Source organism: Deltaproteobacteria bacterium (assembly GCA_016709225.1).
In the GTDB taxonomy this organism is placed as follows: Bacteria; Myxococcota_A; Polyangia; order Nannocystales; family Nannocystaceae; genus Xiheibacterium; species Xiheibacterium phototrophicum.
The window spans coordinates 304,767-318,363 of record JADJEE010000002.1 but is presented as its reverse complement, the minus strand read 5'-3'; the positions used below and the strand labels follow the sequence as shown (position 1 = coordinate 318,363).

The following is a 13,597-nucleotide window of genomic DNA, read 5'->3' as shown; positions in this document are numbered from 1 at the left end:
AGTGTCGCCCGCGATGCGAGGTGACGCGTGAAGACTCGGGCGGCGGTGGCCTTCGCGGCCGGACAACCATTGTCGATCGAAGAGGTGGATCTCGAGGGCCCACGCGCCGGCGAGGTCATGGTCGAGCTGAAGGCGACCGGCGTGTGCCACACCGACGAGTTCACCCGCTCCGGTGCCGATCCAGAGGGGTTGTTCCCGGCGATCTTCGGGCACGAGGGGGCCGGCGTGGTGGTCGAGGTCGGCGCGGGCGTCACCAGCGTCGCGGTCGGCGATCACGTCATCCCGCTCTACACGCCCGAGTGTCGCGGCTGCAAGTCGTGCCTCAGCCGCAAGACCAACCTCTGCACGGCCATCCGCGCGACGCAGGGCAAGGGCCTGATGCCCGACGGCACCTCGCGCTTCTCGCTGGGCGGCAAGCCGATCCACCACTACATGGGTTGCTCGACGTTCGCGAACCACACCGTGCTGCCCGACATCGCGCTGGCGAAGGTCCGCAAGGACGCGCCGTTCGACAAGATCTGCTACATCGGCTGCGGCGTCACGACCGGCATCGGCGCGGTGATCTTCACCGCGGGGGTCGAGGCCGGTGCCAACGTGGTGGTGTTCGGCCTCGGCGGCATCGGGCTCAACGTCATCCAGGGCGCGCGCATGGTCGGTGCCAACATGATCGTCGGCGTCGACATCAACCCGGCCCGCGAGGCACTCGGGCGCCAGTTCGGCATGACCCACTTCGTGAACCCGAAGGCGCTCCAGGGCGACCTCGTCGCGCACTTGGTCGAGCTCACCGGGGGCGGTGCGGACTACAGCTTCGAGTGCGTCGGCAACACCACGCTGATGCGCCAGGCGCTCGAGTGCTGCCACCGCGGCTGGGGCCAGAGCGTCATCATCGGCGTCGCGGGTGCTGGCCAAGAGATCTCGACCCGCCCGTTCCAGCTCGTCACCGGGCGGGTGTGGAAGGGCTCGGCCTTCGGCGGCGCCCGTGGCCGCACCGACGTGCCGAAGATCGTCGACTGGTACATGGACGGCAAGATCGAGATCGACGAGCTCATCACCCACAAGCTGCCGCTCGAGCGCATCAACGAGGCCTTCGACCTCATGCACGCGGGCACATCGATCCGCACCGTGATCGAGTTCTAGCGGCGGCGCGCGTGCGCTCGCCTCACCGCGAGCGCACGACGCTGTAGCCCATCAGCAGCAGGAACGCCGCCAGCGGGATCACGTACGGCACGACCACCATCCCGCCGAGCTCGAAGCGCTTCCAGCCCAGGAGGAATTCGCCGCCGGCCAGGGCGCCCGCGACGAGCAGGGCGCCGAGTGCCTCGGGCCAGTCGGTCTCGAGCTTGAGGCCGACCGCGAAGACGACCAGGCCGACCAGCGCCGCGGCGGCAGGAAGCCCCACGGCGGCATGCCCATGAACGCGTCGACGCCTTTGCTGGCGAGCTCGGGGTTCGTGAGCGCGAAGTTCGCCACGACCACGCCGACCACCAGCACCGCGGCCACGATGAGGTAGGTCCAGACCTTCGCGCGGCCGGTGCCCATGTACTCGGTTTCGGCGCCCACGGCGGCAACGATAGCCAAAACTCGGGGCGGCCTGCATCGGAACTCGTCATCGGCCCCTCGTGGGCGCACAAACGGCCCCATGGAGCGGGTTGCGGCGCTGGCATCGGTCCCGCCGCCGCCGCACGAAAAAAGCCGTGGCCAAGTGTTGTGGATCGACGCCCTCGCGGGAAACCACCTCGGGGTCCTCCGTCGGCCTCGCCCCGGCGCGGATGTTCCGGTCGGGTCTGCAGCTCGCGCCGCTCCGGGCCCCACGCATGCGCTGCGGGTCGGCGCATCTCGTCGTGATGCGCGGGCGCGGTGGGACGGATGCGCCGATGCTGGGGATGAGACGACCGGTGACATCGAACCCCTCCTGGTGGTGCAGCAACGTTGGTCTTGGTACCTTGAACACCGTGCGAGCGTGCGGCGTGTCCAGTGGTCGGTGGCAGGAAACGTGGCGTGGTCGGTGGGCGAGGCGCCTGACGACGACGTTGCTCGCGTGGGCTGCCGTGCTCTGGCTCGGTGGCCACGCGCGCTGGGTCGCCGCGGCCCCGCCCCCGCCTGCGCCCGCGGCCAAGCCCGGGGGCACGCCGGCGCCGGTGAAGCCAGCGGCGGTGAAGGCCGGCGCCACACCGAGCAAGCCCGCGGCCGCGCCAGCGAAGCCCGCGGCGGCGCCAGCGAAGCCCGCTGGCGCGCCGAGCAAGACCCCGCCGCCGGCTCCGACTCCGAAGGTCGGCGGTGCCGAGGGGGCCGCGGTGTCGGCCGACGCGATGCGACGCAGCGAGGTCTACGGCGATCGCATCGACGGCCTGCAGGTCGAGGTCGACGATCTCAAGGACAAGATCTTCCGCAGCAAGGCCCGCCTGGCGCTGCTGCGTGAGACGGTCCTCAAGGGTGTGATGGCGGGCTCGCGCGTCGTGATCGCGCACCGCAACCTGATGGGCTCGGGCTTCCGCCTGGTGAAGATGGTCTACATCATGGACGGCGCACAGATCTACGCGCGCTCCGACGAGTCGGGCAGTCTCGACTCCGAGGACGAGGTCGTCATCTACGACGGCAACCTGCCGCCCGGCCCCCACAACGTGACCATCGAGCTCACGTACAAGGGCCACGGCTACGGCGTCTTCGCGTACCTGTCGGGCTACACCTTCGATTCTCGCAGCTCCCACAGCTTCACGGCGCCGGAGAACGGTGCGGTGAAGCTCTCCAGCGTCGGCTTCGAGCGCGGCAACCTCACCACCGAGATGCGCGATCGCCCGAGCGTGAACTGGCAGGAGCTGCCGCTCGACGCCGCCGGACGGCCGATGCCGCAGGCGAAGGCCCGTCGTGGCAAGGACGAGGAGTAGCGCCACCGTGGTGCGAGTGCCGAGGCTTCGCGCGGTAACCCACCGCGCGGGTGCGATCGCCCTGGCGATCGCCACGTTGCTGGCCGCGGGACCAGCGATCGCGCGTGATCGCGAGGTGAAGCTCGGCGATCTCGCAACCTCGCTGCGCGAGGCCGAGGAGAACGTCGTCGCGGCCGAGCGCGCCGCCGCGAAGGATCCCCGCGCGAAGGAGACCGAGCTCGCGCGACGCCTGGTCGATGGTCAGCTGCTGCTGGCCGAGGGCGACGCCGAGGGCGCGGCGATCAAGTTCCTCGACCTGGTCGAGAACTACCCCGAGTCCCAGGCCGGCGCGCAGGCGGTGTTCTTCCTCGGTGACGCGCTCGTGCACATGGAGATGTCGCGCTGGGCGGCGGAGCTGTTCTCGAAGAATCTCGCCGACGCGCGGCCGGACGCCAAGCGCTTCCATCAGCGCTCGGTCGCGCGGCTGTTCGACCTCGCGAGCCCGCGCCGCGAACAGGGCTTCGCGCGCAAGCCAGGCGTGTCGGCCACGCCCGAGGTGCGCGCACGCTTGCAAGCGGTCGGTGTGGATGTCCGCGTCACGCCGCCGGTGGGCGTGCTCGACGAGGCCAACGTCGCACGGCTGTCGAAGTGGGCGACCTCGTTCCCGGCCGACCAGCGGCTGCCCGAGCTGCGCTACGCCTACGGACGCTGGCTGTACCTGAGCGGTCGGCACGCCGAGGCCATCGTCGAGCTCGACGCGCTGTCGCCGATCGACATCCCGATCACGCGCGGCGGCCCCGATGCCAGCTGGCGGCTGCGTGCGTCGTACGTCGCGGCCTCGGCGAGCCTGGCAAAGGGCGACCTCGAGGATGCCGTCGCACGCTTCGCACGCATCACCAAGACCCGCCCAGGCGAGTCCCGCGACCGGCAGATCGTCGAGCTGGCCTGGATGGCGCTCGGTCGCGTGCATCACGACGAAGCGGCCACCGACGACGCAGTGCGATCGTATCGCCACATCGGCCGCGACTCGCCGTACTTCCCCGAGGCGATGTACGAGACCGCGTGGACGCTGCTGGGCGCCGAGCGCTTCGAGCAGTCGGTGCAGGCGCTCGACCTGCTGCTCATCTACGACCCGGACTCGCCGATCGTGCCGGAGATCAAGCAGCTGCGGGGCAAGATCCGCGTGCAGCAGCGCGACTACAAGGGCGCCGAGGCCGAGTTCCTCGGCCTGCGTCGCGAGTTCGATCGGCTCGCGACCCAGCTGGGCCGGCGCCTGTCCGCCAAGGGAGACGCCACCGAGTACTTCGCTGCGGTGGTCGGTGAGGACATGGAACACTTCAGCCTCGCGGCGGTGCTGCCGGTGGGCGCGGTGCCGGTCGCCCGCTCGCTGCCGCGCGCGGTGCAGGCCGAGTCGCTCGCGCGCGAGGTCGGTGCGCTCGAGCGCGAGCTGGCCGACACGCGCGCGCTGCTGGCCCGCATGGAAGAAGCCGTACGCGCGCGGGACAAGGCGCGGCTGTTCAACGATCTCGCGGCCCACGCCGCCGGCCTCGACAATGTCGACGACGATCTGATCACGGTCGAGGAGGCCCTCATCCGCCGCCTCGCCGGCGACCGCGACCTCGGGGCCGCCGAACGCAAGCGCGGCGCGCTGCGCGACAAGGTCGATCGCCCGCTCGGCGATCGCACCGATCACCAGCGCCGCGCGGTCACCCGCCTGCAGCGGCTGCAGGAGCAGGCCCACAAGCTCGATCTGTTCGTGAGCGCGATGCGGGCCGAGTTGGTCGCCACCGAGCGCTACTACGAGGAGACCCGCAAGGAGCAGAAGATCGACCACCAAGGCTTCCTCAAGGAAGCCGCCGCGCGTCGCGACGAGCTCGCGCTGCAAGAGGCGCAGGTCGCCGCGCTGCGCGAGCGGATCTCGAGCGCCCAGGCGGCGCTGCGCTACGAGGATCCGCTGCGCGAAGCCAAGGCCAAGGCGGTCGCCGACTACCGTCGCTACCTCGCCGGCATGTACCAGGGGCTCGCGGGCAAGGGCGGCGTCTCGGCCGAGGTCGACGCCCTGTGGAAGCGTGCCCAGGGCCTGCACGCGCGCGCCGACAAGGCCCGCGTGGACCTCGACCACACCGCCGGCAAACGCCTCGAGGGCGCCGTGACGGTGCTCGCCCAGGAGCGTGCGAACCTCGATGCGTACCTCGGCGAACTGACCGGCGCCAAGGGCACCACCAAGACCGTGGTGGCCGACGTGCTGGCGGCATCCTACGCCGACGTCGTCACCGAGCTGAACTCGCTGGTGCTGCGCTCCGAGGTCGGTCTGCTCGACGTCGCATGGGCGATGAAGGAGGCGGAGACCGACGAGATCCACCGGCTCGAGGTGGAGCGTGATCGCGAGCTCGGCGAGATCGACCTCTCGATCGAGATGGGCCTGGAGGACGTCGAATGAGGCGCACGCTCGCACTGTCGCTGCTGCTCGCGTCGTTGCCGGGGGTCGTGCACGCGCTGCCGCGCTCCGATCTCGACAAGGCCAAGGCCAAGCTCGGTGACGAGCGCGAGCCCACCGGGGTGCCCGGCGAGCCCGGCTCGGGCCGCGCGCTCGAGCAAGCACCCAAGGCCACCGATCCCGGCCAGCTCAAGGCCCCGCTGCCACGCCGCGCCGCCGACGAGCGCGAGGCCGCGGCGATGGACGAGATGGAGGAGTTCGGCGCGCGCTACCAGCAGGCCCACGCCGCGATGGCCCACACCATCGGCCAGACCTTGCTCGTCACCGGCGTCGCCGGCCGCCGCGCGCTCGAGGGCGCCTACGACAAGAAGATCAAGCAGAAGCAGGCCACCGCCCGCAAGCTGCGGGCCGCCGCGGTCGCGCGCTACGAGGACTTCCTCGAGTTGCACCCCGACGATCCGGCGTGGACGCCGGAGATCATGTTCCGGCTCGCGGAGCTGCACTTCGAGGCCGGCAGCGAGCGCCTCGCGCGGCAGGAGGAGGCCTTCCAAGAGGAACTCGAGGCGTATCAACAGCGGCTCGAGCAGGACCCCAACGCCGCGCCACCGCCGTCGCCGATCCCCGACTACGGCGACGCCGTCGCGCTCTACCGCGACGTCGTGCTCCGATTCCCGCGCTTCCACCTCGCCGACGCGTCGCTCTACATGATGGGCACGCTGCTGTACGAGGAGGAGGAGTTCGATCAGAGCCGGCAGAGCTACCTCGCGCTGGCCTGCGCGAACCTCTTCGCGCCGCCGGCCGCCGACGGCAGCAACGTGGTCGACAGCGGCAGCTGGCGCGCCGGCGACTACGACCGCTGCGAGCCGTGGAAGAAGGACGGCACCTACACCGACGAGTCGTGGCTGCGGGTCGGCGAGGTCCACTACGACCTCGACGAGCTCGATGCCGCGTACGAGGCCTACGCCAAGGTCACCGCCAACCCCGACGCCGACCTCTACGACGAGGCGCTGATCCGCCTGGCGTGGACGCTGTACCTGCGGCGGGACTTCGCGGATGCCGCCAAGAAGCTCGATGAGTTCGTGCGCTACGCCGACGCGCACAAGAACGACGGCGAGCCCGGTGGCGCCATCGCCCTGCGGGACGACGCGGTCAAGTACATCGCCAAGGTCTACGTCGAGGAGGACTGGGACAACGACGGCAATCGCGATCGCCAGGTCGGCCTCGCGCGGCTCGATCGCGACTACAAGGCTCGCGGCAACGAGAAGCACGTGCCCGAGGTCTATGCGGCGCTCGGCGACCTGCTGGCGCTGCAGACCGAGTACGGCAAGGCCATCGAAATCTGGGAGATCACGATCAAGCGCTGGCCGCTGGCCGCCGCCGCGCCGCAGATCCAGATGCGCATCCTGCAGGCCCACAACGCGCTGCAGGACAAGGCCGCCGCCACCGCGGCGCGCGACAAGCTCGCGACCAACTACCTGCGCGGCACCAAGTGGTTCTACGCCAACGAAGGCGACCCCGAGGCCGTCGAGGCCGCGCTCAAGCTCGCCGAGGAGGCGCTGGTCCACACCGCCATCGATCACCACGCGTACGCCCAGACCCTGCGCGCCGCTGGTGATCCGCGCGCCGAGGCCGAGTACGCCATCGCGGCCAAGGCCTACGAGGCCTACCTCGAGCGCTTCCCCGACACGCCCAGCTCCTACGAGTACCGCTACAACTTCGCCGAGTCGCTGTTCTACTCGGGGCAGCTGCTCGCGGCGGCCGAGCAGTACACGGCGGTGCGCGACAGCAACCTCGACAACCGCCTGCAGGAGGATGCCGCGACCGGGGCCGTGCTCGCCTACGAGGCCTACGTCGAGGCCGAGAAACAGGCCGGCCGCCTCAGCGTGCCCGACATGCCCAAGAAGGGCGCGCCGGGGCCGTTCGACAAGGCGCTCGAGATCCCGCCGACGATGCTGGCGCTGCAGGAGGCCTACGATCGCTTCGCGCTCGCGCGCCCCGACAGCGATCAGACCGCGACCATGAAGTACCTCGCCGGCGAGGTCTCGCAGCGCTACCAGCACTGGGACGAGGCCGAGGAGCGTTTCGTCCGCATCATCGACGACCACTGCGCGGAGAACGTCGCCATCAACGCCGGCACCGCGATCCTCGACGCCCACGTCGTGCGCGAAGACCTGAAGGGCGCGCAGGAGTGGACCGAGAAGCTCATGCAGAAGGGCTGCGGCGAGGGCGACGAGGCCAAGAAGTTCGCCGGCGACTTGAAGACCCTCGGCAACGCGGTGCGGTTCCAGGAGGCCACGTTGCTCTACGAGGCCGGCGAGTTCGAGGCCGCCGCCGATCGCTACGTCGCGCTGGTCGACCAAGCACCCGATGATCCCAACGCCGACCGGGCGCTCAACAACGCCGCGGTCGCCTACGAGAACATCGGCCGCTTCGGCTCGGCCAGCCAGACCTACCAGCGCATCTACGAGAAGTACCCGGACAGCGACTTCGCCGACGATGCGTTGCTGCGCACCGGCTACAACCACTCGCGCTTCTTCGAGTTCGACGAGGCCGTGACCTCGTACCTCAAGCTCGCCGAGGACGCGCGCTACAAGGACAGCGAGCACCGCGAGCTCGCGCTCGAGAACGCCGCCGACCTGCTCGACAACCTGCAGGACTACAAGAAGTCGGCCGCGATGTTCGGCACCTTCGCCGCCAAGACCACCGACAAGACCAAGGCCGCCAACGCGACCTTCCGCGCGGCCCAGGTCACCGCCAAGACCGGCGATCAGCGCGCGACGATCAAGGCCTACGAGCTGTTCCTCGCCCGCCACGGCAGCGACCCGGCGCTGGCCGACAAGGTCGTGGAGTCGCAGCTGCGCATCGGCCAGGCCTACGCCAAGATGGGCGAGCGCGCGAAGGCCGAGTCGTACTACCGCGGTACGGTCTCGGCGTTCGATGCCAAGAAGCTGCAGGCGGCGACCGACGCCGCCGACCTCCCGGCCGAGGCGCAGTTCCTGCTCGCCGAGTACGCGCTCGCCGACGTGCTGGCGGTGGAGATCAACAGCACCGGCAAGAAGATGGAGAAGGAGATCCAGCTGCTCACCGAGCGGCTGCAGGTCGCCGCCAACGCCTACGACAACGTGTTCCCGTACCGCCGCATCGACTGGGTGCTCGCCGCGATGTACCGCCGCGGCTACGCGTTCGAGACCTGGGCCATCGCCATCCGTCAGGCGCCGGTACCCAAGCAGCTCAAGCCCAACTCCGAGGCGTGGTTCGCCTACAAGGACGTCGTCGATCAGTTCGCGAGCCAGGCCGAGACCAAGGCCATCGCGCTGTACGAAGAGACCGTCAAGCGCAGCAAGGAGTACAGCATCGCCAACGAGTGGACCTCGTCGGCGCGCGAGCGGCTCAACATCTACAAGCCCGAGGAGTACCCGCTGCTACGGCAGCCGGCGCTCGAGCTCCAGCTGGAGGATCTGCGATGACGAAGGTGCGCAGGACGTTGCGGGCCGCGGCCAGCGGTGCCGTGATCATGCTGGTGCTGGCGGGCTGCCGGCCCGAGGGCGCCACCGACAGCCCCGACGGGCCGCGCGAGAAGGTCGATCTCGACGGGCTCGAGGCCAACGCCACGCCCAGTGCGGACGCGGGCACGCCCGCGGCGCCCGCGGCGGCGGCGGACAAGGCCAAGGGTCTGCCCAAGACGCGCGATCGCGATCCCGAGGAGGAGAAGAAGAAGCTCGCGCTCTCGCACCAGCGCAGCGCCGAGGCCCAGAAGCACCTCGAGGCCGGTCGGCTGGTCGAGGCCATCGACCACAGCCGTCAGGCCCTGCGCATCCACGAGCAGAACGTCGAGGCGATGTTGGTGATGGCCGAGGCCTACTTCCGACAAAAGAAGTTCGAGTTGGTGCAGGCCGTGACCTCGAGTGCCCTTGCCGTCGACGAGAAGGTGCGTACGCCCCAGGAGAGCAGCCGGGCGCACAATCTCAAGGGCTTCGCGTACACCGCGATGGGCCAGGACAACCTCGCGACCCAGGCGTTCCGCAAGGCCGCCGAGGCCGACGACAAGAATGCCGCGGCGTGGAACAACCTCGGCACCCGCTACATGCAGGCGGGCGACATCGCGACCGCCAAGCAGTGCTTCGCGTACGCGCTCGAGCTCGATCCGCGCTTCGCCAAGGCCCACCTCAACTTCGGCGCCGCGCTGCGGGCCGAGGGCAAGTGGCAGGACGCCGAGAAGTCGTTCGACACCGCGCTCAAGCTGCGACCGAACTACCCCGAGGCATACTTCGATCTCGGGGTGCTGTACCTCGACGCCGATCCGTACCCGGGCCTCGAGACCGTCGGACGGCTCGAGAAGGCCATCGCGTTCCTCACGAAGTACCGCGAGCTCGCGATCGCCGACGGGCCCGAAGGGCCGTCGCCCACCAACAGCAAGGGGCGCGGTCCCAAGGTCGCGCCTGGTCCGGCGCCGGTCAGCAAGGCGCGCGCAGAGGACTACATCCGCGTGGCGAAGAAGGGCATCGAGCGCGAGCAACGTCGCATCGATCGCGAGAAGGCGCGCGGCGAGAAGAAGCCGGAGGCCGCCGGCGGTGGCGGCACCGATGCGACGCCGGCCAGTGGCGATGGACCCACGCCGGCAAAGCCCGGCGGCGCCGCGAAACCGGCCGGCCCCGGCGACCCGCCGTCGCCACCCGGGGCAGGAGATCCCGGCACACCGCCCGCACAGTCGCCCCCGACATCGAAGCCGACCCCGAGCAAGCCGGGCGGCGCGGCTGCACCCACGCCGAGCAAGCCGGGCGCATCGTCGCCGACTCCGTCAGAGCCGACACCAAAGGATCCGCCGCCGGGCCCGCAGAAGCCCGGTGGGGGCGCACCGTCCGACCCGGCTCCGAAGTCGCCGACCCCCGTGCAGCCCGCCCCGACGCAGCCGGCTCCGAAGTCACCGACCCCCGTGCAGCCGACCCCCGTGCAGCCGACCCCGAAGCAGCCCGCACCGGTGCAGCCGGGACCGAAGTCACCGACCCCACCGTCGGGCGGCGCCGGCCCGACGCCGCAGCCCCCGAGCCCACCTGCTGCGAAGCCGAGTGCACCCACGTCACCGCCGACGGCACCGAGCAAGCCCACCGTGCAGAAGCCGGGTGGCGTCGCGATGCGGCCATCGATGCCGAGCCCCGGCGACGCGCAGGTGCACCTGCGATGCGATGTTCCGCGCGCGGGGAACCCGCTGCCGTGCGCGTACACTCACCGCCTCGGCGCCGATGTTTCCGGCGCGCCTGTGTTCGTGGCGTCGTCCCAACCCCGCGCTCACCCGCCGTCGTTCGCACCCGCGCACGCGATGGCGATCGATGCGTTCGACCATCTCTCGTGGACGCGGCCGAGCGCCGCGCCGTCACGCGAGCGCATGAGCCCCACTCCGATCGCGCGCGACAAGAAGGATGATCGGGCATGAGCACCACCGTCGTTTCACGCCGCAAAGCAGCCCCACGCCCGTGGTGCGAGTGGTTCGCACGCGTCATCGATCCGACTTCGCTGCCCTGCGCGACCGAGCCCGCACGCCGGCGCATCGACTGCGATCCCGCGTGCACACCTCGGCATCTCCTCTTGGCAGCCCCGATGCTTTTGGCTATGGTGCTCGCCTCGCAACCCGTGTACGCACAGGCCCCACCGGCGCCCGCTGCCGGCGAGACCACTGCACGACCACCCGTGCAGAAGTCGACGCCCAAGCCCACTCCCACCACGGCGCGCGAGTCGACGACCGCGGCTCCGCCGTCGACCGCCGGCAAGCCGAGCTCGACGTCGACCGCGGGCAACACCGATGCGGCGACGCCGGGCGCAGCGAAGCCCGCTGCGGACAAGACCCGTGCGACCCAACCCGGCGCGGCCAAACCCGGCGCGGCCGAGGCCGCCGCCAGCGGTGCTCGCCCGGAGCGCACCTCGCCCGTCAAGGCGCGGGCCGACGCCGCCGCAGCGAAGCGTGGCGGTCGCAAGGCGATCTCGATCGACGATGACTTCCTGGTCGAAGGCAAGCTCGAGAAGCCGAACGCCTTCTTCATCCTTCGACGCTCGCAGGCGGACTTCGACTGGGCGCGCCTCGGTGCGACCTTCTCACCTTTGGTGCTTGAGTCCGTACAGGATCCTTTGTTCTAATCCGTGTTGAGGTGACCCGAGAGGGTCGACCTCGACCGACTCGAGGACCCGCGATGGCGGGCCGGGTCATCGACGAGGGCGATGCGAGCGCTCTGCACGCGCAAGGGCGCTCGCCAAGCCAGGCCCACTTCGGGCAAGATGCGAAACCACCACACACCAGACACGTGAACAACAACCGGGGTCTCGAACGACGTGCCACCCGGTTCATTGCGGGCGCTAGCCCGCACGAGGAGGAGGACGACAAGTCATGGGCGGTCAACCATTTGCTGAGTTCTACCAAGACGGCGGAACGTGGATGCACTTCATCGCGCTCTCGGCCGTGCTCGGCGCGGGCGTCACCATCGAGCGCTTCATCTTCCTGTTCTTCCGTTTCAACATCAACGGAGCGCAGTTCTTCAACCAGATCCAGAAGCTGGTGATGGCGAACAACATCGACCGCGCGATCAAGCTGTGCAACGCCGCCGACAAGGCAGCGCTCGCCCGCGTGATCAAGGCCGGTCTCACCCGCGCCAACAAGAGCGAGGCTGAGATCGCGTCTGCGATCGAAGAGGCGCTGCTCGAGGTCGGTCCTGCGATCTCGAAGCGACTCTCGATGATGCCGGCAATCGCGAACATCGCGACGCTGCTCGGCCTCATCGGCACCATCGACGGCATGATCCAGGCCTTCCGCGCGGTGGCGACGGTCGCCGCCGATCAGCGTGCGACGGCGCTCGCGAAGGGCATCGGTATCGCCATCAACACCACCGGCTTCGGTCTGATGGTCGCGATCCCGCTGCTCGCCGTGCACATGTTCATCTCCGGCCTGGCCAAGAAGGTCTCGGACGAGTGCGATCTGTACGCGTCCAAGCTGGAGAACCTCCTCGCCAGCCGCGTGCGGCAGGGCTGATCCGTCCTCGACCGCGGGTCGACGCCTAGCCATCCAGTAGGCCGACGCCCGCACGAGTACGACCACCCAAGCAGCCGAGGAACGAAAGGAGGGAAACGTGGCGAAGAAATTCAAGGAAGAGACCGTGGAAGCGAACCTGCTTCCCGTCATGAACATCATGCTCCTGCTGATCCCGGCGCTGCTGCTGGCGATGGAGGTCGCACGCATGGCAGCGGTCTCGGTCTCGCCGCCCAAGTTCGCGGCGACGGCGGATCAGAAGGAAGACGAGAAGAAGGACAAGCCGCTCAACCTGAAGGTCTTCATCATGGAAGACGGCTATCGGGTGAGCGCATCGGGCCAGCAGGCCGGCGCCGAGGCGGGCAAGGAGGCCGACTCCACCGCACCGACGCTCAAGCTCCTGAAGCCGGGCACACAGCTCGACGACTTCGAGCGGTACGACTATGCCGGCCTCGAGGCGAAGGCCAAGGAGTACAAGACGCTCTTCCCCAAGGAGACGGTCGTGACCGTGTCGGCGGAGAACAGCATCCCGATGCAGAGCTTGATGAAGACGATGGACGCGTTGCGGGGCAGCGAGTGCAAGCTCGCCGCGGCGACCGAGGAGGTCCCCGAGAACTGCTACTTCTATCAGGCCATCGTCGAAGCGGGAGCGGGGTGAACCATGGCGACTGAAGCCGAAGAAGCATTCCTCGCCCGCAAGAAGGCCAAGCGCGCCGCCAAGCGTGGCTTCCAAGAGGAGGGCGCGGTGCTCGGGATGACGTCCCTCATGGACGCCATCACCATCATCGTGACCTACCTGCTGAAGAGCTACGGCTCCGACCCGGTCGTCATCGCGCCGACTGCGGGGCAGAAGGTGCCGATGTCGACCGCCGACACCCCGATCCAAGACGGCGTGCCGGTCTACGTCAGTCAGCGCGCGATCACGTTCCAGGACCGCCGCGTGGTCCAGATGGACGAGAACGGCGAAGTCGATCCGGCGGCCCTGCAGGGCCACCTCATCGGCCCGCTGTACGACCTGCTCGCCGAAGAAGCCGATCGGTCCAAGAAGATGGCCGAGGGCAAGAACGAAGAGTGGGAAGGCCGGATCATCCTGGTGGGCGACCAGAACCTCAAGTTCTCGGTGCTCGTCGACGTGATGTACACGGCTGGCAAAGCGGAGTTCCGCGAGTACGCCTTCTGCGTGGTGCAGAAGAACGGTTAGTTCGTCCTCGAACGGCACGTCGAGAGGGCCGGGCATCCCCACCGTGGGGTGCCCGGTTTTTTCGTGTCCGCGCGCGGTGCGGA

The 13,597-nt window shown here is 69.4% G+C and carries 10 protein-coding genes; 9 read left to right on the top strand and 1 reads right to left on the bottom strand.

What is annotated here, in order from left to right:
• Window positions 1-27 precede the first annotated feature (27 nt).
• Window positions 28-1,137, top strand: a complete 1,110-nt coding sequence (locus tag IPH07_15530) for an S-(hydroxymethyl)glutathione dehydrogenase/class III alcohol dehydrogenase (GenBank protein ID MBK6918803.1) — start codon at window positions 28-30, stop codon at window positions 1,135-1,137.
• Between the two features lie 22 nt (window positions 1,138-1,159).
• Here the strand turns inward: IPH07_15530 and IPH07_15525 are convergent, their stop codons facing one another.
• Window positions 1,160-1,399: a hypothetical protein gene (locus tag IPH07_15525; protein MBK6918802.1), complete on the bottom strand. Its 240-nt coding sequence runs from the start codon at window positions 1,397-1,399 to the stop codon at window positions 1,160-1,162.
• Between the two features lie 649 nt (window positions 1,400-2,048).
• Here IPH07_15525 and IPH07_15520 point away from each other — a divergent pair.
• The 8 genes from IPH07_15520 to IPH07_15485 all read left to right on the top strand — a co-directional run bounded on the left by IPH07_15520 (window position 2,049) and on the right by IPH07_15485 (window position 13,514).
• Window positions 2,049-2,885 carry a dihydrolipoamide acetyltransferase gene (locus tag IPH07_15520; GenBank protein MBK6918801.1) on the top strand — a complete coding sequence of 279 codons (837 nt, stop codon included), beginning with the start codon at window positions 2,049-2,051 and terminating at the stop codon, window positions 2,883-2,885.
• A 7-nt stretch (window positions 2,886-2,892) separates the two neighbouring features.
• The gene (locus IPH07_15515; GenBank protein ID MBK6918800.1) at window positions 2,893-5,304 is read left to right on the top strand and encodes a hypothetical protein; all 2,412 of its coding nucleotides are present in this window, start codon (window positions 2,893-2,895) and stop codon (window positions 5,302-5,304) included.
• Window positions 5,301-8,768 (top strand): tetratricopeptide repeat protein, encoded by a 3,468-nt coding sequence (locus IPH07_15510; GenBank protein MBK6918799.1) that lies wholly within the window; start codon window positions 5,301-5,303, stop codon window positions 8,766-8,768. The genes IPH07_15515 and IPH07_15510 overlap by 4 nt, the downstream gene beginning before the upstream one ends.
• Window positions 8,765-10,732: a tetratricopeptide repeat protein gene (locus IPH07_15505; GenBank protein ID MBK6918798.1), complete on the top strand. Its 1,968-nt coding sequence runs from the start codon at window positions 8,765-8,767 to the stop codon at window positions 10,730-10,732. Before IPH07_15510 ends, IPH07_15505 begins: the two co-directional genes overlap by 4 nt.
• 197 nt (window positions 10,733-10,929) lie before the next feature.
• A complete protein-coding gene (locus IPH07_15500; GenBank protein ID MBK6918797.1) occupies window positions 10,930-11,430 on the top strand; it encodes a hypothetical protein in 501 nt (166 codons plus the stop codon).
• Between the two features lie 247 nt (window positions 11,431-11,677).
• Window positions 11,678-12,316 carry a MotA/TolQ/ExbB proton channel family protein gene (locus IPH07_15495; protein MBK6918796.1) on the top strand — a complete coding sequence of 213 codons (639 nt, stop codon included), beginning with the start codon at window positions 11,678-11,680 and terminating at the stop codon, window positions 12,314-12,316.
• Window positions 12,317-12,464: 148 nt separating this feature from the next.
• Window positions 12,465-12,971 carry a biopolymer transporter ExbD gene (locus IPH07_15490; GenBank protein ID MBK6918795.1) on the top strand — a complete coding sequence of 169 codons (507 nt, stop codon included), beginning with the start codon at window positions 12,465-12,467 and terminating at the stop codon, window positions 12,969-12,971.
• A gap of 3 nt (window positions 12,972-12,974) precedes the next feature.
• Complete coding sequence (locus IPH07_15485; GenBank protein MBK6918794.1) at window positions 12,975-13,514, top strand: biopolymer transporter ExbD; 540 nt, start codon at window positions 12,975-12,977, stop codon at window positions 13,512-13,514.
• The last annotated feature ends 83 nt before the right edge of the window (window positions 13,515-13,597 follow it).

Bases quoted from the DNA above. Each gene is read 5' to 3' on its own strand.
- IPH07_15495 (MBK6918796.1), top strand. From the start codon at position 11,678: ATGGGCGGTCAACCATTTGCTGAGTTCTACCAAGACGGCGGAACGTGG.
- IPH07_15490 (MBK6918795.1), top strand. From the start codon at position 12,465: ATGAACATCATGCTCCTGCTGATCCCGGCGCTGCTGCTGGCGATGGAG.
- IPH07_15510 (MBK6918799.1), top strand. From the start codon at position 5,301: ATGAGGCGCACGCTCGCACTGTCGCTGCTGCTCGCGTCGTTGCCGGGG.
- IPH07_15485 (MBK6918794.1), top strand. From the start codon at position 12,975: ATGGCGACTGAAGCCGAAGAAGCATTCCTCGCCCGCAAGAAGGCCAAG.
- IPH07_15505 (MBK6918798.1), top strand. From the start codon at position 8,765: ATGACGAAGGTGCGCAGGACGTTGCGGGCCGCGGCCAGCGGTGCCGTG.